Below are 21,916 nucleotides of genomic sequence, written 5' to 3'. Positions count from 1 at the left end.
AGAAAATTACCAGCCATGTTGCACCAACAAATTGACCAAAAAATCTCAGAAAAAGAAGCGTGGGCATTACGTCGCCAGTTGGGGATACCTAACAATAAACGCTTGTGGGTGCTGGCGTGCATGGATGAGCGATTACCAATAGAAAAAGTATTGGGAATTGGTGAAGGAGATGCTCATATTTTCCGTAATGCTGGGGGATTAGTTACGGATGATGCTATCCGATCAGCGATGTTAACTACACAGTTTTTTGGCACAAAAGAAATCATTGTCATTAATCATACCGAATGTGGCATGATGACAGCATCAGGAGACTTTCTCAGTGAGGTATTGCGAAATCAAGGTATTAACGTGGATCAAGTTAGTGTCGATCCTGCTTTGCCTGAGTTGAAGCTACCAAAAGGCGTTTTTTCCAAATGGATCAAAACGTTTACCGATGTGGATGAAATCTGCACACAGCAGGTAGAATTACTGCGTAATTCTGCTTTAATTCCCCAGGATGTAGTTATTCATGGCTACATCTGGGAAGTAGAGAGTATGAGTTTGCGCCTTCCCTACAAACGCCTGAGCGATCAGGTCAATACAGCATTAGCTATGAATACCAAAACCACAAAACATACTGAACCCATTTCAGAAATTGGGAGTTTAATTGAATGACAAATATTTTAGCGATCGCTGGTAGTCCAACCCATCCATCTAGAACCTATGGTGTTGTCGAATACACTGCCAAACTTTTACAACAAGAAGGCTTGCATGTAGACATTATTTCAGTTCGGGATTTGCCTGCTGAAGATTTAGTTTTTGGACGATACGATAGTCCTGCTTTAGAACAACCAAAAGCTTTATTAGCAAAGGCAGATGGTGTGATTATTGCCACCCCAATCTACAAAGCTGCTTACACAGGAGTGCTGAAAACATTTCTAGATTTGCTCCCACAAAAATCATTGACAGGTAAACCTGTATTACCAATTGCCCTTGGTGGGACGATCGCTCACTTATTGGCAATTGAATATGCTCTTAAACCTGTCTTATCTGAATTAGGAGCGCGGCATATCCTAGCTACTATTTATGCGGTAGACAAACAAATTCAACGACAAGCTGATAACAGCGTTCTGTTAGATGAGGAAATTGATCAGAGACTTAAAGACGTTCTCAAGGAATTTGTGAAAGCTGTAGAATATGATGCCGCAGCGCCTCAAGAATTGGTTCATGCCAATTAAATAATCAAGTTTATACCTCCGCATATTTGTAGCAGAGAGGTAATTTTTACCCATCTGCTACCTTTTTTTAAAGTTAATCAGAGCAATACAAAATTTATTATAGAAATTTAACAGAAAAGCGGGATAAGAAAATTGAATTCAAAGACTAAAAACTTTACAAATCAGATATAAAGAGGTAATATTTGTGGATTAAAGACAGAAGTAATATAAGAATAGCTGATTTTACCAACTTTAATTTCGATTAAACGTAAATTTTGAACTGGTGCGCTACAACGAACAATACCTAGTTGAATCAATTGGTCTTTAACGGAATGGTCATAGCTAAAAATTTTTAAGTATTTAATAGATGGTTTGGCTTTTAAACGTGTAACGAATTTAAGGAGACTTGCCACAATGGGTTCGCTCAATTGGTGTCGTTTGCGCCATAGTGGACTGAGTGGATGGGGTGATTTAAATCCATCAAAACCGTTATTGTGAGTCTGTTATTGTGCAGTTTCCTCTTTTGGGAGCAAATAATCTCTATTACCTTGCCCTCGAAAAAAACAATTGTGTGTTCATTCTCTTCTCCGTTGCTTAAAGTGACTTTGCAACGTTACCGGATAGCTCACAAAGAAAAGCCAGGTAACTTCGTTCTCTTCTCCGTCGCGTAAAGTCGCTTTGCAAGGTTTGTTTTAGCCTAAGATTGGGTCTGAATCCAGTTCCCACTGATGTTTGAGCAATTCTTGGTAAGTCGTTTCCCTAATTATCATCTGCTTATAGAGCATCAGCAAAAACTCCTGAGCTTGTTCACGGGACATCTGCTGCACTTGGTCTGCAAAAGTTCTAAGGCTAAATTCTTGTTCTAAAGATAATTTAATGGGTTGATTCATCGCTTTTATTACTCTTTTGTTTGGGTTTGCTTATGTAAGAAAATATTGCCTTATCTAAATAAATATTACGATAGCTTTACAAAAAGCAAAGGGTGGTAAACCGTACTAAGTAGGTTATAAATGCCGTATCTGCTGCTGAAAACCTTGATATCACTCCATTGTGGGAACCCAAGTAAAAACCTAAGTTCTAAAGTTTCTTACTTTGAGGTTTTTAAAAGCATTTTTAGCCTCTGCTTGCGGCTGGCGATCGCTTAAAAGAAGAGATGGGCAATACAATTATTCCTTTGGGCAACGGTGGTGATGAGGTGACTTCCCAGTGGATAAAGGCGGCGGGTATTGCCATCGATGAACAGCATTTTTGCAAGGTGGCTAATGTCAAAGATATTGACAGGAAGACTTACACCACAATTGAGACTATTCTTTCCAAGAAGGTTGGTAATCAAACAACCATTTAAACTGCAAGCACGTAAATCCTCTGAGTAAGATGCTGGCATCGAATAAAACAATTACTTCATGTCTAGGTTACCGTCGTTTGTGGTTCAATTACCTGAAAATTGCTGTAAATAAAAAACTTTTCAACCGCTCCAGACGCGGAGGAAGCAGAGAGAAAAAGAGATGTTAAAAATAATTAGCCAAGTCTTCTTTTAACTTCTTCAGCCAAATCTACTAGTAGCACTTCTACTTGCTCACCTGTTTTCAAATCTTTCAGTGATGACTTTTGCGCTGCTGCTTCTTCAGATCCAATAATTACACAAAATTGAATTCCTTGTTTGTCAGCTAGCTGAAATTGTTTACCCAAGGGACGCTTATCAAAGTTAGTGATCACATTAATTCCAGCCTGACGCAGATGTTGCGAAACTTTTAAATAAGTTGGCATTAAATCTTCTTGCATATTTACTACTATCACCTGGGCTGGTGTAGCAGCTAAGGTACTAAGAATACCAGCTTTTAACAAGCGACTAATTAAGCGAGTTAATCCTATAGAAATACCTACACCAGGCATTTTTTCACCCAAAAATACCCCGACTAATTCTTCATATCTCCCGCCAGAACAGATACTACCTAAAGCTTCATGCCCTAATAAGGTTGTTTCGTAAACTGTACCAGTATAGTAATCAAGACCACGGGCAATGGATAAATCAATACAGAAACGATTTTCGGCAACTCCGAGATTACGCACGCCTGCAATTACCGTTTCTAATTCGCTAACTCCCAGGTTTAATTGCTCGGTTTCTGATAAATTTTGGGCGAGATACTTAAGTTTATCTAATACTTCATCAACAGAACCATCTATTTTAATAAAATCAATAATTTTTTGAGTCTGTTCTCCTGAAACACCCTCTTTTTCTAATTCTTGTTTTACTTTACTTTCACCAATTTTTTCTAAATTATCAACAATACCAATACACGATTTAATTTTATCTTCAGTAATTCCTACTGACTTAAAAAATCCTGTGAGAACTTTACGGTTATTGATCCGAATCAAAAAATCACCAATATTTATCGCTTCAAATATCTCAGTGATAATTGCAGGCATCTGAGCATCATAAAGCAAGCTGAGTTCACGACGAGCAACTACATCAATATCACACTGGCGGAACTGACGAAAACGCCCATCTTTTGCTCGTTCACCACGAAAAACCACATCCATTTGGTAGCGGGCAAAGGGAAAGGTTAACTCATTCAGGTGACGGGCAATATACGCTGCTAATGGAACTGTTTGATCAAACTTTAAAGCTCTTGCTTCTGAACCAGTTTCACCCGATTTATCTCTCTCGGCTTGTCGATTTGGTGGCAGGATGGGGTCAATACCATAAATGATATTGTCGCCTTGATTTCCTTTAGCTTGCAGCACTTCTAAACGTTCTACAGCAGGTGTTTCGATGGGCGTAAATCCATAGCTTTCAAAAACTCTACGGATGATATCTAGCAAATATAATTCTAGACGCTTTTCACTAGGCAGAAATTCTGGGAAACCACTAGGAGTAGAAAAGTTTATTTTGTCACCTTTTGCCATGCGTGTACCTTACTAAATTGAAATTTGAGATGAAAGCCTAACGACTGGAAATCGTCGCTACACAAACATAGACGCTTTGCGGCTACTCTTGCGAGAACGCAGCGAACCCGCAGGGTAGTCCGCCTGCGCGGACTGGAGAATAATGAGTGACTATCTCTGAGCGAAGAAATTACTATCTTACCCGTTCTTCTTGAATTAAGGTGCGTTGAAAAATTTTGTTGTTCTTGAACCAATGCCAAGTGCGGGCACGATTGTTATTGTCAGGGCTAATATAGATCATTTCGTATAAACTCATTTCTGGGTTTGTTTTATAACTAAACCACAAAATCACAATTGAATCATCGGCTTCCCAAGCTTTACCTTGAATGCGATCGGTGTCAAACCACAGCTTATTATCTTTATAGCTTCCTGGAAATTCATACTCTTCTTGTTTGCCATCAGACCATTTGTAGCGATTAATTTGGTAATAGGGATGAGGGCCATTTTCTGGAAATTGACAAGTTAAGTGAGACTCATACTTGTCGAGGATTTTTCCGGCTGTATCAATTACTGTGTAAGTTCCTACCCAATCTCCTTCATGACGGACAAGTACGGGCATTCCTTCTCGAATATTTGAAACCATGATTTTGTAATACTCCTAGCTTGTAATATCTAAAAAATACTCAAATAATGCTCAAATATATTATTTTCAGTAGCTAAACTAAATAATAAGTATAATTCAATACTCATTATTCAGGTTCAAATTATGCTCACACATCTTTTATATTTTAAATACTCCAATAACTTATCTAAGTCTATCTCATTCCTTACCATACAAAGATTCTAGCCATTTTTGCCACTATACCCCCTATTTTCGTTCACCAATAGATTCCTTCATTCACTTACTACCACTAGGTTATAGGGCATTATAGGCATAAATCAGAAAACGTTAAGAGTTATAGACAATAAAATAGTACATATACACTAATAGTATTCAAACTTATCCAATAACTTATCTAATAACTTTAAACATATCCATAAAAAAGTTCCCTAACCTTGGTAAAGTCAGGGAACAGATATTAGATATCAGATATTAAACTATTCACCGAGCAAGTCTATTACCTCTTCTAGCTTTATTTTTGCCCTATAAAGGTTAAGCAATTTTTGTTGTTCCCATGCTTTGGGTGATTCATAAAACCTACCTTCCATCGTCAATTTAATTAATGCGGCTTGTTCATCGGTCGGTGTATCCATCTGATCCAAAGCAGATGCTAAGTTTTGATATGCCTCGAAACTTAATCGCCTTAATCCCCTATGTTGCTGTAGTTGATTAAGCGCGATCGCAGGAAATGCCATCAAAGTTGTAACATAACTGGTTTTGTAACCAGAATTACCCGTTGGCTTAAGTCCATAACGCTGACATAAGTTGCGAAGTTCCTTGATGGTTTTGATTTCAAGCTCAGAACGTGTAAACATAGAGTTGCCATTCCTTAAAAGTGGTATCGGTAGGTAACAACTTTGGACGGTGAGTTACCTACCGAATGAAACTTTATACCGATGGTTTCGTCAATTCAAGCTATATTTACATCTCTCAACAATGCCTAATCCCAAAGGTAAGCCAGAAAATTTTGACAATCCACCAAGTAAAGACTTAACTGACCAACTAAGTTTTAGAGTTACTAAGGAAATGAAAGAAGAGGTAAAGTCAAAAGACGATCCTCCCCAATTTTGTAGAGATGCTATTCAAGAGAAGCTAGATAGAGAAAAGTAATCAAAAGTTATTCAATAACTCATTCAATAACTTACGACCTTAAGCGCTCTTTTAATTCTTTCATCAACATTTCCGATACGATAGCGCGAAAATTCAAGCTTCACTTTTGCTATCTGTTTCAACGTTTCAGCGTTATCAATGTGATTTAATCCTACCTTTGGGGAACCTTCAATCACTTCTAGTTCCCTTAATTCCCTTGCAGTTTTACCGCATACTGCAATTGTAATTTTATCGTGCGCCACCGAACGAATGAAAGTATTAGCGTCACAGCAGTTAACAAAGCTAGCGTGAGCATCTTTTAAAAAACTTCTAGATTTTTCCCAAGTCTCACGACTAACAATAGCTTCATTTTCGTATTGTTCTTCGGTTTTCACTTGATTAAAAGCTTTATCACATCTACGTTTCAAAGCTTCCTTGACACAAGCTAAAGTAAGTGCCTGTGCTTTAATATTTCCTTTAAATGCTTGTTCTGCCCAAAATTCAGATGCGATATCAATCGGAATAATCGATATTGGGTTATTGTTTCCTCCTCTTCCCTTGGAATCATTAAAAGAAGGAATTTTGTGACTTCTATAATCCTTATGCAGTCTACCTTCTAACCACATTTCATCCAAAAAACGTGACATCAAAAATTTGTGAACTTTGACAGCGATCGCAACCTGACTTTGACTCATTACATATTCACCATCAGGTAGCTGAAACACTTCCACTTCAATACCTGCGATTTTAATCATGGCTCTTTTAGCTTTGCTCATAATTTTTTTCCTTTACTGATTTAGTCATTTCATCAATTTGACTTTCAGACAATTTTTCATATCGTCGTGCTGCTTTGGTTATCAACCATTTAGCTGTAAAATTTACGCCATTTTCAGGAGAAACTAAATTTCCTAACATTTCAATAGCTAACGCTAAAGCAATTGATTGAATAGCATAAAGTTTTTTGCTAATTGTAATTGTTGCCATTTCTTTACTTTGGTTCATCACATTTATGTAAATTAATTATTTCTTCAATCTCTTTTTTAGAAAAATTTTTGCATTTTTCTATTGACATTTGCTGTAAATATTTAAACAATCTATCCGTGTCTCTACTCACATGTAATTGATCTAACACCTTTATAGCTAAAGTTAGCATAGCCATAGTAAAAACAAGTTTTTCTCTATCAACTTCAATCAAATTATTATCCATTGTTAAAACACCAAACAATAACTTTATTAAATTGTTCATCAGTTAATCCAAACCATCCAGTTTCACCGTCGTAAATATGTTCAAGACTTACAATTAAGCAATCACCAGCAATGAAATCACCTGGAATATACAAAGAAGGTTTTAATCCTTTAAGTTTTCCTTCTTCATCACAAATAATATTAATGTCACGATAGTCGTAGAAATTGACTCTTTCAAAATAACTAGTACCATCAGACCTTCCGATATTTTTCTTAATGAATTGTTCATTCAGTTCAGTATCATCAACATTAAAAACCATTATTTGTTCAGATGAGATGATTTTAATTATTTTCCGCATCTACTGCCTTCCTTAAATCAAGTTCGGAAATACTATGAGAATTCTTGCTTGGAATCTTTGAGTGATGGGTTTTAATGATGTGTTCAATCGTTTCTTTACTCATGCCATCAAGTTGTGAGTTAGCTTTATTCGCTATGTATGATGCCCATTCTTCTCTCGTAAAAGGAGAAAAATTAGAAAGTAAATCAACAGCAATACCTAAAGCAATAACATTAACTACAAATTCTTCTTTTGATACTTGAAGTAATTCTTTATTGTTCATTTTTTTTCTAACCATCCTTTGCTAGTAAGTCTCCATCCAAGCTTTGACATGATAGCGATAATATCTTGTTGTCGTGGATTAATATCCAACTCTCCTCTACTATGGTGATAATTAATCCTAGTTTTCAATTTTTGAGGACTGATTACTAAAGCTATTCCCGGTTTACCTTTCTCGGCTAATTGTTGATTTAATGTTCGTTGTGTTCCTATTTCATCCTCAATAAATTGTTTTAGATGTTCTGTAGTTGCTCCTAGTTGAGAAAAAATATGTTTGTTAGCGAACTTCCAGTAATTATCCATGTGTGTTATTGCTTCGCTTGGAGTTTTCCAAGCGCCAACAACTAAACCAGTAACCATTAAATCGACTGAAATTGTCCACTGGCTACTACTCATTTTGTGAATAAAATCTTTTTTTCCTTTCCTTGTAAGGGCTGATCTATATTTAGCGTAAAGCTTACAATTTTCAGAATCATTCCAAAATGAGAAAAATTTATCTTCAATTCCATCCCAATGAATAGAATCAATGTCTAGCTTATCAGTGAAAATGTCAAAATTGTCATACGCTTTTTTCTCTTCAGAGTTAAACTCTTCAAATGATTTATGAGGTATCACTAACAATCTTCTATGTAATTCCTCAAATTCTGAAAAAAGATGTATATCTTCAACACTGCTAATAATTTTTGGCGAGAAAACAAAAAACTCTCTATTCGTACCATCTGGTTGAGCAATTGAGATTTTATCACTTGCTCTGGAATATCCAAAAAGTAATAATTGATAAATTCGTTCATCTCTTTTAAGTGTAGAAATATGTAAATTATCCCATGCTAATAATGCTCCCTCTTTTTCTAAATCTTTTTCTGATGGGTCAATCCACCTCATATTATCTAATGCATTACGAATTGCTGAAAATGTATCTGTAGATGAAAATGTCTGATTCATTCCATGCAATTTATTTGCAAATATTGCGGTTGTTGATTTGCCCGAACCTTTACCACCCCAACTAAATAAGATTGGTAAAATTAATGCCCATTTACTCGGAATTAAAATGTAAGTTGCAAGTATTGGTAACATTAAATCTTTTTGAGGAAGTAATACCGATTGCTGAAGAATATTGTATATATTCCCATAAAGACTTAAATCATCGTTCCACAAATCTCGCCATGATTCCATCTCTTGTCGATAGAAATCACTCGGATTAAGATATATTGCCGAATCCATCTATCTATCCTTTGTATTAGTAGTTCTTCAATAAGTTATTGAAGAACTTTGAACATATAGCTAGTACATCAAAGAAGTACAAAGGTTTATTATTTCCTTGATTCCTTGTGGGTTTTCGCTAGCTTCAATGACATCGACTAGTTGAGCGAAATTTTCTACTGGAATACCATCACTAAGTTTATTGACTTGCTCACAAATAAAAGCCAATCTATCTTGTAACTTTTCTTTTTCTGTTTGTACTGGTTTGCCACCGAATCCACCACTACCTTTATTTTTGTAGTTAGGTGCTTGTACATCTTCAGTGCTTATGTGAATTGGTGGCTCTAGTAATGGAAGTAATGATACTGACATACTCATCATTTGAGCTAATACAGCAGCATCAATATTTTCTCCTCTCATTCCTAAGCCTGTTATAAAAGTCTCACACATTGAATCATCTTTGAGACTTATAAAACCTGAATAGAATTGATTGTCATCTAACTTATCCAACATAAAACATATCCATTTTTCTAACCTGGATTGCTTTACATCAGTTTTAACTTTGTCTTTGTTCTCTTTTTGGTAGTCTTTTCTTGCTACCTTCATTTTGATAAGTTGTGGTTCAAACTTCCAATTGTTATCACCATATTTGTTTATCTCAGTAAATTTTTTAGCGTAGGCAAATAAATGATAAAAATCATCATCTTTACAAAAACCTAATTCTGTAAACTCAAGCATACTATAAGCATTTGCCCAGTCAGTATTGCCGACTAAAGCATACTTATCGTCTTTTTTAGGTTCAATATAATAGAATTGTTTCATTGTTTCTCCTTTGTTCAATTAATTGTAAACATGCCTTGTAAAGTATCTCTGCGTGACACTTCTCGTAACCATCAGGTACAAGTAAATAGTTTTGAATGTTGATGCACCAACAACCAAGGGATGTATATTTACCTGCTTTAATATGCACTGAAAGTTGAATAACTTTTGAAAGATATTCTTTCTCCCAATCTTCAATTCCTACAAATCTCATACCGGAAAGATAATGAGGAATTAGTTTTTTAAGCAACCAATACCTGTAAGCGTCTAACGCTGCTTGAGGTGTACTCACATAAAATCTAGCTTGTCTAGCGTTTAGATGACTCCAAGGATTGCCAAGTCCTAACGCATTTTTTGACCGACCAACATATTTGATTGTAGAATCATCCCATAAATCATCTCGATTAAACATTGATAAAATATTCATCTTCCAATCCTTTTATGTCTGTAATTGGTATTGTGTAGATGTTTGTACTTCCAATTTTCCAACGTGTATCAGAAATAATTCTTAATTCTTGAAATCTCTCTGGCAATGTTCGCTGAAATATTCTCAGTAATTTACAAAAATTACTTAACGCTTCTTTGTCGTGCAATATCTATTGTCCTTTGACTTCGTAAAATACCACTAGATTTTTAGTTTTAACCATAAAATCAATATTCCAAGTTAAAGCAGGGAATAAAAAATTTTTAGGTAAAATTTCAAGCTGGTATTGCCTTTTGATATTTTCTGCACCATATTTTTTGCAAAGTTCACCGTAGACTTTAAATTCTAAAATGCTGTCCCAAAATTGCAATCCTTCCTTTTCAGTTACAGACAAAGTAGAACCAACCGGGTGAACTTCTCCGGTAACGGGATTAAACCAAAAAGGTTTATTGTTGCATTTGCTCTTTTTTATGAAGGGCGTAGGCTTTTGGCTTTTGAGACAACTTTTTGCCAGTCATTGTATTCCTGTAATTGAAGCTTTCCTAAAGTTTGCTTGATGTAACTGACAACATAATTAAGGTCAAAAGTTACTACTACTGCAACATTTGTGTGCTTGCTTTCTCCTGTAATTTTAGTATTCAACTTCAACTTATATCCTTCATCCGTCATCATTGACGGATGTAAACCAAAACGGTAAGGGTTTCCGTAAAGTTGAGTCCAATAAATGCATCTTTCTTCCATGATTTCTTCCTTGTATAAATAGTTCTTGAAGAAGTCATTCAAGAACTATTGAAACTATCCTTCTAAAGCATCAAGTTGTTCTTGAGCAATTTCTGTATTAATTTGATTCAAAAGTTCTGTAGCTATATCAAACCTAGTTTGCTGTACTTCCCAAGCAGCTTTTCGCATGATACTAATCATCCCCGGTAAATCTTTTATCCGTGATTCTACTTTAGGTAATTGTCCCAATTGTTCAACTTCAGTAGCAAGGGAGTTTAATTCTAATCCTACGTGTCTTAACGTAGATACTAGTGCTTTTCTTGCGTCAGTTTTTGAACCCTTCATATTTTCTCCTTATTTTTGCGGAAGTTCTTCAATAAACTCAGCATAGTATTTGTTTTTTTTTGACAAGCAATTACGCAAGTATTTGAAATAGTTCGTTACAAATACGTGTATGTACGTAAATTATAAATTTAGTGTGAAGTTCATGTGTAGTTTTACTAATGGTATGTTTGTATTGATGCTAAACACACCGATCGTTATAAAACTCATGCGATTACTGTCTATTTTTTTTCTAATAATGCTTTAATAATTACGGCTTCAGACACAATCCTTTGATGTGTCGCTTTAATGCTAGTTTCTAAAGTTTCTAGCGTGGCTCCTTCATCGCCAACGTATTCCCACACTTTTAAATCAATATTTTTTAAATAAAATTTTGGAAGAAAAGAAATTAAATATTTGTTTTCAATAGATGAAATTTTGTTGAATTTATGAATTTGATATCGGTTTAAAATTATTTTTAAAAATTCCCCTTGAGCATAGCCATGTGTACCGAATCCAACTTGATAAAGTTGTAAAAAATCCCCAGCAGAATACCAACTGCTAGGGGATGATGGAGATGTTGCGAAAATTCCTATTATGTTTGATGTAAAATTAATTCCTGGTTCAATTGCCGGAATGAAAGCTTTTTCATTAGCGCGATATTCGTTAACAATAAGCTTCCATTCGCTAGCAATTTTAAACATTTTAAGGTAAAGCAAAACCAGGATAAACTTCTACGCCAGAACCAGCTAATTGTTTTAACTGAGTAGCAGTTAACGGTACTTGTGCAACATTAAGAGCAGTAGCGGCAGCTTTCTGCATGATTGGATAACGACCACCACCAGCAATTCTAAAATAAGGACTGACATCGCTAGCTGTCGGAACTGCTTTTACTTTATTTGCAGGAATCAAAGTACCAAGAGCATCAGCGATTACAAGAACTGTTGCAAAACTTGGAAACCTAAAAGAAATAGTGTGATAACGTGGTTTTTTTCCTTCTGCGGTGGTTCCTATTTGTTTTCCTGTAGTAAGAATTACTGACCTTACACCTTTAGATAACCTTCCTACTCGTTGATATTCCGCAGGAATGCCATCATTATTTTCTTTTGAACGAACAACACTTGAACCATCAGCACGAGTTAAAGTTCTTACGGCTTTTGGTTTTACTGTTATTGTTTTTATGAAAGGTTTAGCAAGGTCTTCTATATCTAAAAATTTTGCTGTAACTCGAAGACAAGAAAAATTACCAAGCGGATCATCAACGACCCGACCCGCGTCTCCTTCGGTGGTTCGTTTCAATGGAAAATATAATCGTTCTGCCATTTTTCATCCAACTCTAACTAATTAATAATTAAACTCGTGCTGGAGTAGTGGTATTAAGGTCAACAGCAGCAACAATATTCACACCATAAGTTGCGTTGTAATATTGCACTCCGCTTGTAGCATCAGTTTGTACAGTTCCAGTAGTAGGAGCAGGATAAGCATTCAAAGCTTCCCCGGTTGTAGGAGTTGGAGTTGTACCAGTATTTTTTGTAACCTGTGCAGTGTATGCAGCTTGCAATAATTTTGCAAACATTTCAGCAGTACCTACGCCAGACGGTAAAGGATCAAGTCCATCCCACCAAGTCTTCAATGCAGTGTCAGTGATTTTAGAGGAAATTTCAGAAAAAGCCAAATCGCCTACAACAGCCATGTTTTTTACTTTTTATTAAAACGGGTACATCACTTATCTAGCAGTGCTTTCATAGCTTTGTCAAGTGTTTTAGAAAAGATTTTTAATTAACTTTTTTCTAATAGGTTAAGATGTTAGAAAACTATTATCGCTATATGACGATACAAGAATTAACAGTTAAGCAAAAAGTTGCTATCACTCTTAACCCTAATTCCGGTGCTAGTGTAATTCCAAATTATTAGATATTGGTAACAGGTGCGGGAATAGAATTTCTGTTTGGTACACTTTTGGATATTTGATTAAATCAAATTCAGAATATTCTAAAGCTTCTTATAAGGATGTTGAAAAAATTATTAACTCAGACCTTCAATTATGGTTACAACAAAATGGTGGAACTGGAGAAACTCTTTATAGATATGCGTCGGATGGTTCCGTAAGTATATTAATGCGAAGTCTTGGTAATCGAATAAATGCAGATGGTACTTCTTCTCCTGAAAAATATCCTTTTTATAGTTTCGGAAGTGGAACAATTGATATACAAGGAATTATTGATAGAGATTCAATACAATTTGGTTTATCGGAAGCTGAAAGACTTTTTGCGGGAACATCTATAGAAGTTTATAAATTTGAAACAATTAATCCCAATGCTGAAAATTGTCCGATAAACAAACCTGAACCACCACCACCTAAAAAAAAAGAGGAGTGCGATTGTATGGGATGCTGTCCTGACGTTAGTAATCAAGATGCTTTGTTACGATTAATTTTGAAAAGAATTGGCAACTTACCTGCTAATGTTCCTGATAATTTTACAAAACAGAATCCAACTTATTTAAATGTTGAATCACTTGCTGAATTAATGTTATGGCAAATGCAACAACTTGACGCTTTAATGGGTGCATATCCTATAAAAATTGAAATTGAAGATACTGACTTAACGAAAGAAGGTAATCAAACACAAAAACTAGAATTACCTAATCAAGCTGAAGTATTAGCAGAATTATTAGGATTATTGATGATTGTAAAACGTGATACTCATGCGACTTTAATAACCGCTATTAAAGCGATGGGTGAAGCAGGAATGACTAAAAATCTAGCAACTCAAACACTTGATGTAACACTTGGAAATGCTGAATTTTTAGGTTACAAATTAGAGCAAGTTAAACGTAAAATTCCTAGTTTATTTACTCCTAATGGTGCAAATCTTACTGAAACTTTACAAGAAAAAGAGGTTGAAATTATTAGTTACGAGAACACTGATAAACATGATTTACAAGATGATTTAAAATTTTTAAAAACAATGGCTGCAAGATGGAACGCTCAGAACTGGAGACAAGTAACAGGTGATCCTGTTGAGTCATTAAAACAAACTTTATTTGGTAATCCAGATGCACTAAAAGAGAAGCACAAGGAAAACGAACAAGGCGATTTTAATGATTTTACCGAACAGTGTGAAAGAGGATTTATTGAAGTTTCCGGTATTACTGATACAGTTAATCCTTGGGGTAGACCATATAAAGAACGTCCTAAAATTCGGGAAATCGGGACAGAAAAAGGTAACTACGACAAGGACGGAAAAGAGAGGGCTGAATAAATGCCTATAAAATTTGAGCTTTCAAAACTCACTTCTAGAAAAGTACGGTCTGATATTGGAACTCGTATTATTAGAGGTATTGAATCAAAAATAGAAAACAAAAATGATAATGGTGTTGTAAATTTTTTAGGTTGGGTGTTTGGTGGATTAGTATCACTTGGCGGTTTTTTGCTAAAAAGTGTTGGTGATTTATTTGCGTTCTCGTGGACTAAATTTTGGGGATGGTTTGTAGCAACTAAACAATTTATTTGGAATTTTAACTGGAATGCTACAGATGAAGAATTAAATGCAAATATTAACGCTCAATGGACTGCTATCGGCGCACAAATTGGGGGAACACTAGGAAATACATTCGGCTACCTTGCTTGTGGTATCTTGCCAGGCATGGTTATTGCTGTTTTTAATGAACCATTAGGAGCAGTAGTACTAGAGAAAGTAACCGAAGAGATGTTAGAAGAACTTATAGAAAACCTTGGCGCTTTATTCAATACAGCGTTGAGACTTGGCACTCAGATATTGCTTACTGAAACTTATAAAAGTGTTCGGAAACTTATTAAAAGTAACAGCAAACTTGTAGGTGAATTATTTGGTAAAAATGCTGAGAAAGCTGTACAAGCCTGGGGAGGAAAGGACAGCAAACCTTGGTCTTTTGCATTAGCTAATGAAGAATTTCTTGACAAGACTTTTGGTAATGACGGATTTATGCGTCAATTAGCAGAAGAATTTCAAGAGGAAGCCGACGAGGCATGTATAGAGGCAGGATATGTAGTAGCTAATGCGGTGGATACTTATTTATCAGCACAAATGTTGACTAAAGAAAAAATACCACCTTTAGGACATACAAGGTATGTAGAAATTACACCTAATAGAGAAAACCCTGATGAAAGAATAGTACTTGGTGGAAGTGAAGAATTATTAAAACCTGTAATTATTCAAACTCTTGCTACTTATGAACAATTTAATGGTAGAGATTTAGGGTTAATTTATGGTACTCCTGCGGCTGATATGCCAGAAAGAAAATATAAGCCAGAGGTAGTTTTAAAATTTTATCAAAAGCAAAATAAAGATATTTTAAAAGGAGAGATAACAGAAAAATTATCAATGCAAATATCTTTTAGATTAATGAATAAATCTAAAAATGATTTTGTGGATGATTTTTATTTAAAAACTTTAGCAAATAAAATATATCAAAAATTTGCAACTCCACCGTTTAAAATTCATAAAGCAAAGAATACATATACTTATTGTGATTTTGAAAAAGGATATCAACTCAAACTAGATGTAATAACTCAAGCTGAGGCAAGAAGAGTAGTTGAGCAGGTACTAGATATTCAATCTCATAAAGTAGATGATGATTTATTGAGAGTAGGAAGCAAGCCAGTTAATGGAATTAAAGTGATTCCTGAAAAAATAACTATTCGTGGTAAAGTTGAAAAATTGCCATTAAAAGGAAAAGAAGGTATTGTTACTTTTCAACATGCTTATTTAAATCTCGGCGTGAATCTTCCGCCAATTAATTTAGTAGATTTAACGGGGAAAAAAAGAGATGTCATATATAAAGGGGAATGATGAAAATATTACAATTTTTCTATCAATTGGGGAAATAATAGAATATGAAGTAGAAGATGGATATGTAGAAGGGCAAGTGCTAGAGGTTGATGAAAGTTCAAACGCTGTTAAGGTATTACCATTGTCAGGACATGATTTGATTGTTATCCCAACATGGATAAGTGGAGAGCAAATAATATCTTATTCTAAATAAATTAAACATTATGCCATTATACAGAAAACAAACAGTAACTCAATCGTCGTTAATTCTTCCGTCTACAGTTAAGACCACAGCTAAAGATAGTGATTTTTTTATTGGTATTGATGAGAATAATCAATTTTATAAAATATCAAAATCTGATTTATTTGCAGGGATGACTAGTGGTACGGGAACAGGAACGGGAACAACATCACAAAATTTAATAACATATTCGGAAGAATTTAGTAATAGTAGTGCTTGGAGTAGTGAAAATGTTAGCATTACGCCTAATGTTGCTGTTGCTCCCGATGGGACTATGACAGCAGATCAAGTAACATTTAATAGCAATACAGCTAAAATCTATAGATTATTTGGTAAGGCTGCGACGGTTGTTTCTGGAGAAGTTTATACCCATTCTGTGTACTTAAAAACACAATCAGGAACTTTTAATTTAAAGTTAGCAAGAACCAATCAGGCTACATGGTTAACTGCTAAAATTTCTTCTGAATTTACGGTTACTAATACTTGGCAAAGATTTCAATATAGTTATACAGTCCCCGCAGGAGAAACAATCAGTGATTTCGTAATTGGTGACGAAGACCTAACAGGCTACGCTTTGCCTGCTACAGGAACAATAAATATCTGGGGAGCGCAAATTAATCAAGGTAATACAGCAAGAGCATACAGTAAGACTCTTGATACAATTATTCCCTAAAAAGAGAAATGGCAGAAGTAATTTTTATAGATTTAACCATAACAATGAATACTAACATTCAAAAAATATTTAATATCTTGCCTTCAGTACAGCAACAACCTACTATTACAATTGGATTGGAATCAACTGGTGTTTTTCTTGGTGCATTGGTAAGCATAACTATTTTATTAGGATTATTTGTTAAAGTAATTAGCAATTTTAATAAAATAAACTCTAATATTCATGATTTAAGAGATGACATAAAAACTCATTCTAATAGTGAAGGACACGAGAAATTAATACAGCAAGTAAAAATTTTACAAACAGAATATAATTCTCATGACAAAATGCTAGGTATTCATTTACAGAATTTTGAAAACAGGAAAGAAGCTGTACAGTTTTTATTTGGACAAATAAATGAAAAAATTGACCATAAATCAGAGAGAATGGAAACAGAGATTAAAGAGTTAAGAAAAGAAGTAAAAGAAATACAAGGGTTTTTACACAAGCATGAATCTTTCACTATTAGAGAGAAGTGATTGAAAGTTATCCAAGAAGTTATTGAAGAAGTATGGAGATAAAGGTATGAGATGTAAATTTGAAGTCATCAGTAAAACGATTTATGCTGGCATTCCTCACACTAAGATTGAATTACAGCCTATTGTTGGTAAAAGTGAAGAGGATAGAAAATTTTGGAAAAATACACCGAGCGGTAAACTTGAAATGATGATTGATACCTCTGAAGGTTCTAGCTTTTTTGAAGTAGGGAAAGAATATTATTTAGATTTTTCTGAAGTTATAATTAACTAAAGGATGTGCAAGACTGAGGTAAAAGAGTTAGATTCCAGCTAACTCTTTTTTTTTGACATTTAATTAAATTTACTAATTAATATATGCTTGATAAATTACCTTATTGTGCTTTATCTTTTGGTGGGGGTGTTCAATCTTCAGCCATTTATTTAATGTTAATACATGAACCTTGGAGACTTTTAGACGTGATGGGAGAATTACCAGACAAGGTTTATTTTGCTGACACCGGGGCAGAAACCAAAGATACATATAAAGCTGTCAATTATATGCAATCTTTCAAAAGTAAAGTTTTTGAAATTGAAGTAGTAAGCAATGGAAATATTTTAGAAAGACAATATACTAGTGGTGATTATAATCCTTTATTTCCATTTTTTATCAAACAACTTGATGGAGGTATTGGAATGGCAAAACGACAATGTACAAGTGAGTATAAAATTCGTGCTATTCAAAAGGCTTGTAGAGAAGCTTTTAAACTAACTAATGTAAAATTAATGATTCCAACTGTATCTCAATGGTTAGGAATATCAATTGATGAACCTGAAAGAATTAAAACTTCTGAAGGCAAAGGATTTATCACTCAATATCCACTTGTACAGCTAGGTTGGGACAGAAAAAAATGCATTGAATATTGTGAATCTTATAATTGGACGCCTACAAAATCTCGATGTTTCATGTGTCCTTATCAAAGTGATGCTAATTGGCTACAGCTTAAGCGTGATAGTCCTGATGAATTTGAGGAAGCTTGTTTAGTAGATGAAAAAATTAGAGAAACATTGCTATGGGGTGATGCAACTAAAAATCAAACCACTACTTCACAATCTTTTTTACATCGTTCATGTATACCATTAAGGAATGTAAAATTTAAAGGCGAAAATAATTTGTTTGCTGATGAGTGTCAAGGGGTATGTAATACATAATTGTCTTTTTAACGTCTACAATACTTATTCTGTATAGCTTTCAAAAATATAGATAGTGAAGGTAAAATTGATTTATTGGCTTATGCAGTGATATAGGTTAAGAGGCGTACAAAAATAATCCCCTACAGTGCTTACTGTTAGGGGACTTATAAGTTATTGAAGTCTGTTATTCAATAACTTTGGAAACTATCTCTCTATTTATCTCTATTTCCCATCAGTCGATTAATTAGTTTTTGCTGTTCGGCTAACTGTTGCTTAAGTAAATCAATCTCTGACTGTTGCTGAGGTATTTCTGGATTAATTCTTTCAGCGAATATCGCTACATCTTGGTAATGTTTGTTTGAAACTTCTACTTTATGACCACACCATTTACTTACTATTTTTTCATCAATACCTAAATCAAAAATTGCATGAGTAATGAAAGTATGACGTGTATTGTAAGGCGGTAAATATTGAGTAAGTTTACCTTGCTGGATTAATGCTGGAATAATGCCAATTTTTACACTAGTTCTACTATCCTGTTTTCTTCCTTTCCAAGAAGAGAAAAAAACAGTAGTATCAATTATTTTTCGATGTCTAGATTTAAAAATTACTTCGTTAGATTCACCTTGTGGAATTGATTTTAAAAGATTCCACAATTCACCATTATTAGGGAGAGGAAAACGTCTTACTTCACTTCCTTTATAATTTTTGTCATTTTTAAGTGGATAGAATTTTTTAGTCTTTCTGTCATAAGTTCTACGAATTAAGACTCTTTCTTTATCCCAATCAATATCACACCACATTAATGCTATTGCTTCTCCCGTTCGACATCCAGTAAGAAATTTAAATTTTACAAAATCATACCAATATGACATACGACTATGATTTTTAATGTATTTAAGAATTATTTCTACTTCCTCCCATGTGTAACTTTTTGATTTATCTAAAATATCGCAATCTGTTTCTATTTCAAAATCTTGGGCTGTTTTGCCTTTAGCACCTTGATTTGTAATCTCTTCTGCCATACCTTCAAAAGGATTATGAAATAATAATTTATTTTTTATTCCTACTTGATAAGCTTTTGAAAGATTGGAAAGTAATTCTTTAGAATGTTTTTGGTTTCTATTTTTTATCAACCAATTTCTAATCTTTATTGCATCATCTGATTTAGTTTCTTCAATAGCACTTTCAAGAAAACTCTTGAATTGTCCTTGATACATATTCTTGTAAGTTGACTCTCTTAATCCCTGTTTCCTGTACTCACAATACATATCCCAGATTTCAAGAATAGATAACTCAGGTTTAGGTGGTAATTGACTATCTGACGTTACGGCACTCTTCACTAGTCGCAACTTTGCCCTTAATCCGTACTCTTCAAGAATTTCCCTGTACTTATCAAGATTAAAGGTTCCCTCTTGAGTCGCTAACTTACCATCCTCTAGTTCTATCTGTAATCGTCGTTGTAACTGTGCTGCCTTAACTTCCCAACCGTCTATCAATGAAATACCCGTACCAAGTTTCACCTGCTTATCATCTGCAAAATGTGTTCTAGGGAAACATGCCTTAATGCTTCCTGAATCTTCCCTTACTGCTACTTGACCTTTTTTTCCCTTGCCAGTTGGTGTTTTGCTGCTATTTACCATGATGCTCATTTAATGCTCAAAATTTGAATATCAACTTTTAAATAGTTGACTAAAAAGCATTATAAGTCATTACATGCATTCCTTCTCGAATATTTGACATAGCAATTCACCTTTTATTGTTCTAACATTTGGAAAAATCGAGTAAAGTAATCGGGAAAAGTTTTCGCTGTACAATCACGGTTTTTTATTACAATGCCTGGAATCTTTAAGCCAGTGACAGCAAATGCCAGTCTTCACTAAATAAGGCATTTTCTAAAATCGAGTCACTTGGCGCTAAGACTGCGATGAGTAATGCCCGATTGGTAATACTTTTAGAAAGAGGAATCTCTACCGTGGCATCTACTGAGCGATTCAGAACAGGGATTGCAATGGTATCCATTTTAAATCTCTGTGCAGGTAGTCAGCTACAACTTAATTATGTTCGCATATTATGAGTGAAGAGTGGGGAAGGTTGTCAAAGAGGCTTTAATCATCGCTGGCATAACTTGACGCGAAGCATAACGAATTCCGTTTTTCTTCCAAGCGATCGCGTTTATCGTCGGCTTCTAATGTTCCGGTTGAGCTGCTGCAAGTAACCTCTTTGATACTTCTTGGCAAGAGCGCGTAGATTTCGGTTGAACGTTAGCGAAGCTTCAACTTGAATCAAAGGCCGATCAGTCATTTTCAAGCCCTTCCCAAAGTTGAGCTACCGGGATAGTTTGCCCAGTCATGGCTTCGTGCCAAGCTTGTCGGAAATCTGCTAAGACTTCTGCTTGAGATTGATCGTTTAGAATTTCTTCTTCTGGAATTAGAACAATAACTTCTACGCGGCTATTCTTATCTGTTATGAGAGGATGATCTAAGGTTAGCTGTCCTTGCTCATTAATCGTTGCCATGACTTTAACTGCTTTCATTGCTACTCCAAGATGTTAAATGGTAATGGTTAGGTTAATGTCCAAGGCTTTTCCTAAACTCGACTTTCACGCTTTCGGCTCCAAAAGTTGAAAGATGGACTCACGGTTAACCAGTTCAGTTGTTTCACCTTCAGCGATCGCTTGTTTCATTGCCACGTCTTCAATAATTTCTGCCAAAAATTCAGAGACTCCCAGAATTATCCTTTCCTGATTTTCGCATCGTCGCAAAAAAGATGTTGTAGTCATCCTGTCGAGGGCAGAGTGCGCCCGCCTTCGGGTCATCATTCCACTTCTGTACAAACAGCACCGAAGTTTTCGTACCCGTGTGCGGCTTAAACGTATTGCCATGCAGCCCCACCACCGCCAAAATCCGGCAGCGTTCGGCAATGAAATCTCGAATATTTTTATCCGATGAATTGTTAAACCGTCCTTGGGGCAACACGATCGCCATTCTACCCCCCGGTTTCAAAAAGTCCAAATTGCGCTCAATAAACAAAATATCGCGCCCCACCTTGCTTTGCCAACCTGTAAATATAGCTGCCGAATTGCTTCCTCTGGCGTAAGCTTAATTGCCTTCTGACGCACTAAACAAACGATATAAGGCACTTCGCCACTTTTGGTTGCTTTCAGAGTAATGCTCTGCTCTAACTGCTCAATTTCCGCCGCAGTAAACTGAGACAGTTTGTAGTTTGAGTCTTTGAGGATATCGGCTAGGTTCATCAGGCGCTACAGGATCTACATAAAGGCTTAGTCCGTTATAGAGTGTAACGCTATTGTAGAAACCGACCTATAGGTTTTCTTAATACTAGACAACAAATTGTTGAAAATAGACTTGTGTTCTGAACGAAT

Annotated in this window: 33 protein-coding genes and 1 pseudogene; 11 read left to right on the top strand and 23 right to left on the bottom strand. The window is 35.1% G+C overall.

The window, feature by feature from the left end; all coding sequences use genetic code 11:
• Positions 1 to 15 precede the first annotated feature (15 nt).
• Both ACFE90_RS14760 and ssuE read left to right on the top strand, forming a co-directional pair.
• Positions 16 to 654, top strand: a complete 639-nt coding sequence (locus ACFE90_RS14760; protein ID WP_375501699.1) for a beta-class carbonic anhydrase — start codon at positions 16 to 18, stop codon at positions 652 to 654.
• Positions 651 to 1,217 (top strand): NADPH-dependent FMN reductase, encoded by a 567-nt coding sequence (ssuE, locus tag ACFE90_RS14755; RefSeq protein ID WP_375501697.1) that lies wholly within the window; start codon positions 651 to 653, stop codon positions 1,215 to 1,217. The genes ACFE90_RS14760 and ssuE overlap by 4 nt, the downstream gene beginning before the upstream one ends.
• A 671-nt stretch (positions 1,218 to 1,888) precedes the next feature.
• Here the strand turns inward: ssuE and ACFE90_RS14750 are convergent.
• On the bottom strand, positions 1,889 to 2,086 hold the full coding sequence (locus ACFE90_RS14750; RefSeq protein ID WP_375501695.1) for an NblA/ycf18 family protein: 198 nt from the start codon (positions 2,084 to 2,086) through the stop codon (positions 1,889 to 1,891).
• A 263-nt stretch (positions 2,087 to 2,349) separates the two neighbouring features.
• Here ACFE90_RS14750 and ACFE90_RS14745 point away from each other — a divergent pair, with 263 nt between their 5' ends.
• The gene (locus ACFE90_RS14745) at positions 2,350 to 2,541 is read left to right on the top strand and encodes a hypothetical protein (protein ID WP_375501693.1); all 192 of its coding nucleotides are present in this window, start codon (positions 2,350 to 2,352) and stop codon (positions 2,539 to 2,541) included.
• 173 nt (positions 2,542 to 2,714) lie between these two features.
• On the opposite strand, the gene hisS is transcribed toward ACFE90_RS14745, so the two are convergent.
• From hisS to ACFE90_RS14730, 3 genes are all read right to left on the bottom strand, one after another.
• On the bottom strand, positions 2,715 to 4,103 hold the full coding sequence (hisS, locus tag ACFE90_RS14740) for a histidine--tRNA ligase (protein WP_375501691.1): 1,389 nt from the start codon (positions 4,101 to 4,103) through the stop codon (positions 2,715 to 2,717).
• Between the two features lie 172 nt (positions 4,104 to 4,275).
• Positions 4,276 to 4,725, bottom strand: a complete 450-nt coding sequence (locus ACFE90_RS14735; RefSeq protein WP_375501689.1) for a DUF3598 family protein — start codon at positions 4,723 to 4,725, stop codon at positions 4,276 to 4,278.
• Positions 4,726 to 5,180: 455 nt separating this feature from the next.
• Positions 5,181 to 5,558: a hypothetical protein gene (locus tag ACFE90_RS14730; protein WP_375501687.1), complete on the bottom strand. Its 378-nt coding sequence runs from the start codon at positions 5,556 to 5,558 to the stop codon at positions 5,181 to 5,183.
• A gap of 49 nt (positions 5,559 to 5,607) precedes the next feature.
• Between ACFE90_RS14730 and ACFE90_RS14725 the strand changes: the two genes are divergently transcribed.
• Positions 5,608 to 5,853 (top strand): hypothetical protein, encoded by a 246-nt coding sequence (locus ACFE90_RS14725; RefSeq protein ID WP_375501685.1) that lies wholly within the window; start codon positions 5,608 to 5,610, stop codon positions 5,851 to 5,853.
• Positions 5,854 to 5,876: 23 nt separating this feature from the next.
• Here ACFE90_RS14725 and ACFE90_RS14720 read toward each other — a convergent pair whose 3' ends face one another.
• The 14 genes from ACFE90_RS14720 to ACFE90_RS14655 all read right to left on the bottom strand — a co-directional run bounded on the left by ACFE90_RS14720 (position 5,877) and on the right by ACFE90_RS14655 (position 12,811).
• Complete coding sequence (locus ACFE90_RS14720) at positions 5,877 to 6,608, bottom strand: hypothetical protein (RefSeq protein ID WP_375501683.1); 732 nt, start codon at positions 6,606 to 6,608, stop codon at positions 5,877 to 5,879.
• Positions 6,595 to 6,816 carry a hypothetical protein gene (locus tag ACFE90_RS14715; RefSeq protein WP_375501681.1) on the bottom strand — a complete coding sequence of 74 codons (222 nt, stop codon included), beginning with the start codon at positions 6,814 to 6,816 and terminating at the stop codon, positions 6,595 to 6,597. The genes ACFE90_RS14720 and ACFE90_RS14715 overlap by 14 nt, the downstream gene beginning before the upstream one ends.
• A 4-nt stretch (positions 6,817 to 6,820) precedes the next feature.
• Positions 6,821 to 7,039 carry a hypothetical protein gene (locus tag ACFE90_RS14710; RefSeq protein ID WP_375501679.1) on the bottom strand — a complete coding sequence of 73 codons (219 nt, stop codon included), beginning with the start codon at positions 7,037 to 7,039 and terminating at the stop codon, positions 6,821 to 6,823.
• A complete protein-coding gene (locus tag ACFE90_RS14705) occupies positions 7,032 to 7,376 on the bottom strand; it encodes a hypothetical protein (RefSeq protein ID WP_375501677.1) in 345 nt (114 codons plus the stop codon). The genes ACFE90_RS14710 and ACFE90_RS14705 overlap by 8 nt, the downstream gene beginning before the upstream one ends.
• Positions 7,360 to 7,638 (bottom strand): hypothetical protein, encoded by a 279-nt coding sequence (locus ACFE90_RS14700; RefSeq protein ID WP_375501675.1) that lies wholly within the window; start codon positions 7,636 to 7,638, stop codon positions 7,360 to 7,362. Before ACFE90_RS14700 ends, ACFE90_RS14705 begins: the two co-directional genes overlap by 17 nt.
• Positions 7,635 to 8,855 carry a hypothetical protein gene (locus ACFE90_RS14695; RefSeq protein WP_375501673.1) on the bottom strand — a complete coding sequence of 407 codons (1,221 nt, stop codon included), beginning with the start codon at positions 8,853 to 8,855 and terminating at the stop codon, positions 7,635 to 7,637. The genes ACFE90_RS14700 and ACFE90_RS14695 overlap by 4 nt, the downstream gene beginning before the upstream one ends.
• 60 nt (positions 8,856 to 8,915) lie before the next feature.
• The gene (locus ACFE90_RS14690; RefSeq protein WP_375501671.1) at positions 8,916 to 9,656 is read right to left on the bottom strand and encodes a hypothetical protein; all 741 of its coding nucleotides are present in this window, start codon (positions 9,654 to 9,656) and stop codon (positions 8,916 to 8,918) included.
• Positions 9,634 to 10,080, bottom strand: a complete 447-nt coding sequence (locus ACFE90_RS14685) for a DUF4326 domain-containing protein (protein ID WP_375501669.1) — start codon at positions 10,078 to 10,080, stop codon at positions 9,634 to 9,636. Before ACFE90_RS14685 ends, ACFE90_RS14690 begins: the two co-directional genes overlap by 23 nt.
• A gap of 169 nt (positions 10,081 to 10,249) precedes the next feature.
• Positions 10,250 to 10,471, bottom strand: coding sequence for a hypothetical protein (locus ACFE90_RS14680; protein ID WP_375501667.1), 222 nt, complete (start codon positions 10,469 to 10,471; stop codon positions 10,250 to 10,252).
• A 74-nt stretch (positions 10,472 to 10,545) separates the two neighbouring features.
• The gene (locus tag ACFE90_RS14675) at positions 10,546 to 10,818 is read right to left on the bottom strand and encodes a hypothetical protein (RefSeq protein ID WP_375501665.1); all 273 of its coding nucleotides are present in this window, start codon (positions 10,816 to 10,818) and stop codon (positions 10,546 to 10,548) included.
• A gap of 54 nt (positions 10,819 to 10,872) precedes the next feature.
• The gene (locus ACFE90_RS14670) at positions 10,873 to 11,142 is read right to left on the bottom strand and encodes a hypothetical protein (protein WP_375501663.1); all 270 of its coding nucleotides are present in this window, start codon (positions 11,140 to 11,142) and stop codon (positions 10,873 to 10,875) included.
• Positions 11,143 to 11,360: 218 nt separating this feature from the next.
• Positions 11,361 to 11,822 (bottom strand): hypothetical protein, encoded by a 462-nt coding sequence (locus tag ACFE90_RS14665; RefSeq protein WP_375501661.1) that lies wholly within the window; start codon positions 11,820 to 11,822, stop codon positions 11,361 to 11,363.
• A 1-nt stretch (position 11,823) separates the two neighbouring features.
• A complete protein-coding gene (locus ACFE90_RS14660; protein WP_375501659.1) occupies positions 11,824 to 12,441 on the bottom strand; it encodes a hypothetical protein in 618 nt (205 codons plus the stop codon).
• A 28-nt stretch (positions 12,442 to 12,469) separates the two neighbouring features.
• Positions 12,470 to 12,811, bottom strand: a complete 342-nt coding sequence (locus ACFE90_RS14655; RefSeq protein ID WP_375501657.1) for a hypothetical protein — start codon at positions 12,809 to 12,811, stop codon at positions 12,470 to 12,472.
• A 274-nt stretch (positions 12,812 to 13,085) separates the two neighbouring features.
• On the opposite strand from ACFE90_RS14655, the gene ACFE90_RS14650 reads away from it, so the two are divergent.
• From ACFE90_RS14650 to ACFE90_RS14620, 7 genes are all read left to right on the top strand, one after another.
• Positions 13,086 to 14,381 carry a hypothetical protein gene (locus ACFE90_RS14650; protein ID WP_375501655.1) on the top strand — a complete coding sequence of 432 codons (1,296 nt, stop codon included), beginning with the start codon at positions 13,086 to 13,088 and terminating at the stop codon, positions 14,379 to 14,381.
• Positions 14,382 to 15,950: a hypothetical protein gene (locus ACFE90_RS14645; protein WP_375501653.1), complete on the top strand. Its 1,569-nt coding sequence runs from the start codon at positions 14,382 to 14,384 to the stop codon at positions 15,948 to 15,950. It begins immediately after the preceding gene.
• Positions 15,928 to 16,143, top strand: a complete 216-nt coding sequence (locus ACFE90_RS14640; RefSeq protein WP_375501651.1) for a hypothetical protein — start codon at positions 15,928 to 15,930, stop codon at positions 16,141 to 16,143. Before ACFE90_RS14645 ends, ACFE90_RS14640 begins: the two co-directional genes overlap by 23 nt.
• Before the next feature lie 10 nt (positions 16,144 to 16,153).
• The gene (locus ACFE90_RS14635) at positions 16,154 to 16,843 is read left to right on the top strand and encodes a hypothetical protein (RefSeq protein WP_375501649.1); all 690 of its coding nucleotides are present in this window, start codon (positions 16,154 to 16,156) and stop codon (positions 16,841 to 16,843) included.
• A gap of 8 nt (positions 16,844 to 16,851) precedes the next feature.
• Positions 16,852 to 17,361: a hypothetical protein gene (locus ACFE90_RS14630; protein ID WP_375501647.1), complete on the top strand. Its 510-nt coding sequence runs from the start codon at positions 16,852 to 16,854 to the stop codon at positions 17,359 to 17,361.
• A gap of 22 nt (positions 17,362 to 17,383) precedes the next feature.
• Entirely contained in the window at positions 17,384 to 17,632 is a 249-nt protein-coding gene (locus tag ACFE90_RS14625; RefSeq protein ID WP_375501645.1) for a hypothetical protein, read from the top strand.
• A gap of 83 nt (positions 17,633 to 17,715) precedes the next feature.
• On the top strand, positions 17,716 to 18,549 hold the full coding sequence (locus tag ACFE90_RS14620; protein ID WP_375501643.1) for a hypothetical protein: 834 nt from the start codon (positions 17,716 to 17,718) through the stop codon (positions 18,547 to 18,549).
• A 194-nt stretch (positions 18,550 to 18,743) separates the two neighbouring features.
• Here ACFE90_RS14620 and xerC read toward each other — a convergent pair whose 3' ends face one another.
• The 5 genes and pseudogenes from xerC to ACFE90_RS14595 all read right to left on the bottom strand — a co-directional run bounded on the left by xerC (position 18,744) and on the right by ACFE90_RS14595 (position 21,787).
• The gene (gene xerC / locus ACFE90_RS14615; protein ID WP_375501641.1) at positions 18,744 to 20,183 is read right to left on the bottom strand and encodes a tyrosine recombinase XerC; all 1,440 of its coding nucleotides are present in this window, start codon (positions 20,181 to 20,183) and stop codon (positions 18,744 to 18,746) included.
• Positions 20,184 to 20,403: 220 nt separating this feature from the next.
• Positions 20,404 to 20,553, bottom strand: a pseudogene (locus ACFE90_RS14610) (3-phosphoshikimate 1-carboxyvinyltransferase); the annotation flags it as partial.
• 274 nt (positions 20,554 to 20,827) lie between these two features.
• A complete protein-coding gene (locus tag ACFE90_RS14605) occupies positions 20,828 to 21,067 on the bottom strand; it encodes a hypothetical protein (protein ID WP_375501639.1) in 240 nt (79 codons plus the stop codon).
• A 181-nt stretch (positions 21,068 to 21,248) separates the two neighbouring features.
• Positions 21,249 to 21,536, bottom strand: a complete 288-nt coding sequence (locus tag ACFE90_RS14600; RefSeq protein ID WP_375501637.1) for an N-6 DNA methylase — start codon at positions 21,534 to 21,536, stop codon at positions 21,249 to 21,251.
• Positions 21,533 to 21,787 (bottom strand): hypothetical protein, encoded by a 255-nt coding sequence (locus tag ACFE90_RS14595; protein WP_375501635.1) that lies wholly within the window; start codon positions 21,785 to 21,787, stop codon positions 21,533 to 21,535. The genes ACFE90_RS14600 and ACFE90_RS14595 overlap by 4 nt, the downstream gene beginning before the upstream one ends.
• Positions 21,788 to 21,916 lie beyond the last annotated feature (129 nt).

Origin of the sequence: uncultured Nostoc sp., from assembly GCF_964245445.1 — a bacterium.
GTDB lineage: Bacteria > Cyanobacteriota > Cyanobacteriia > Cyanobacteriales > Nostocaceae > Nostoc.
The sequence above is the reverse complement of the archived record's forward strand: the minus strand, read 5'-3'. Positions and strand labels throughout refer to the sequence as shown.

Bases quoted from the DNA above. Each gene is read 5' to 3' on its own strand.
- hisS (WP_375501691.1), bottom strand. From the start codon at position 4,103: ATGGCAAAAGGTGACAAAATAAACTTTTCTACTCCTAGTGGTTTCCCA.
- ssuE (WP_375501697.1), top strand. From the start codon at position 651: ATGACAAATATTTTAGCGATCGCTGGTAGTCCAACCCATCCATCTAGA.
- ACFE90_RS14720 (WP_375501683.1), bottom strand. From the start codon at position 6,608: ATGAGCAAAGCTAAAAGAGCCATGATTAAAATCGCAGGTATTGAAGTG.
- ACFE90_RS14660 (WP_375501659.1), bottom strand. From the start codon at position 12,441: ATGGCAGAACGATTATATTTTCCATTGAAACGAACCACCGAAGGAGAC.
- ACFE90_RS14695 (WP_375501673.1), bottom strand. From the start codon at position 8,855: ATGGATTCGGCAATATATCTTAATCCGAGTGATTTCTATCGACAAGAG.
- ACFE90_RS14690 (WP_375501671.1), bottom strand. From the start codon at position 9,656: ATGAAACAATTCTATTATATTGAACCTAAAAAAGACGATAAGTATGCT.
- ACFE90_RS14665 (WP_375501661.1), bottom strand. From the start codon at position 11,822: ATGTTTAAAATTGCTAGCGAATGGAAGCTTATTGTTAACGAATATCGC.
- ACFE90_RS14735 (WP_375501689.1), bottom strand. From the start codon at position 4,725: ATGGTTTCAAATATTCGAGAAGGAATGCCCGTACTTGTCCGTCATGAA.
- ACFE90_RS14760 (WP_375501699.1), top strand. From the start codon at position 16: ATGTTGCACCAACAAATTGACCAAAAAATCTCAGAAAAAGAAGCGTGG.
- ACFE90_RS14685 (WP_375501669.1), bottom strand. From the start codon at position 10,080: ATGAATATTTTATCAATGTTTAATCGAGATGATTTATGGGATGATTCT.
- ACFE90_RS14620 (WP_375501643.1), top strand. From the start codon at position 17,716: ATGCTTGATAAATTACCTTATTGTGCTTTATCTTTTGGTGGGGGTGTT.
- ACFE90_RS14715 (WP_375501681.1), bottom strand. From the start codon at position 6,816: ATGGCAACAATTACAATTAGCAAAAAACTTTATGCTATTCAATCAATT.
- ACFE90_RS14645 (WP_375501653.1), top strand. From the start codon at position 14,382: ATGCCTATAAAATTTGAGCTTTCAAAACTCACTTCTAGAAAAGTACGG.
- ACFE90_RS14635 (WP_375501649.1), top strand. From the start codon at position 16,154: ATGCCATTATACAGAAAACAAACAGTAACTCAATCGTCGTTAATTCTT.
- ACFE90_RS14750 (WP_375501695.1), bottom strand. From the start codon at position 2,086: ATGAATCAACCCATTAAATTATCTTTAGAACAAGAATTTAGCCTTAGA.
- ACFE90_RS14700 (WP_375501675.1), bottom strand. From the start codon at position 7,638: ATGAACAATAAAGAATTACTTCAAGTATCAAAAGAAGAATTTGTAGTT.
- ACFE90_RS14655 (WP_375501657.1), bottom strand. From the start codon at position 12,811: ATGGCTGTTGTAGGCGATTTGGCTTTTTCTGAAATTTCCTCTAAAATC.
- ACFE90_RS14630 (WP_375501647.1), top strand. From the start codon at position 16,852: ATGGCAGAAGTAATTTTTATAGATTTAACCATAACAATGAATACTAAC.
- ACFE90_RS14705 (WP_375501677.1), bottom strand. From the start codon at position 7,376: ATGCGGAAAATAATTAAAATCATCTCATCTGAACAAATAATGGTTTTT.
- ACFE90_RS14640 (WP_375501651.1), top strand. From the start codon at position 15,928: ATGTCATATATAAAGGGGAATGATGAAAATATTACAATTTTTCTATCA.
- ACFE90_RS14710 (WP_375501679.1), bottom strand. From the start codon at position 7,039: ATGGATAATAATTTGATTGAAGTTGATAGAGAAAAACTTGTTTTTACT.
- xerC (WP_375501641.1), bottom strand. From the start codon at position 20,183: ATGAGCATCATGGTAAATAGCAGCAAAACACCAACTGGCAAGGGAAAA.
- ACFE90_RS14675 (WP_375501665.1), bottom strand. From the start codon at position 10,818: ATGGAAGAAAGATGCATTTATTGGACTCAACTTTACGGAAACCCTTAC.
- ACFE90_RS14730 (WP_375501687.1), bottom strand. From the start codon at position 5,558: ATGTTTACACGTTCTGAGCTTGAAATCAAAACCATCAAGGAACTTCGC.
- ACFE90_RS14605 (WP_375501639.1), bottom strand. From the start codon at position 21,067: ATGAAAGCAGTTAAAGTCATGGCAACGATTAATGAGCAAGGACAGCTA.
- ACFE90_RS14670 (WP_375501663.1), bottom strand. From the start codon at position 11,142: ATGAAGGGTTCAAAAACTGACGCAAGAAAAGCACTAGTATCTACGTTA.
- ACFE90_RS14745 (WP_375501693.1), top strand. From the start codon at position 2,350: ATGGGCAATACAATTATTCCTTTGGGCAACGGTGGTGATGAGGTGACT.
- ACFE90_RS14595 (WP_375501635.1), bottom strand. From the start codon at position 21,787: ATGAACCTAGCCGATATCCTCAAAGACTCAAACTACAAACTGTCTCAG.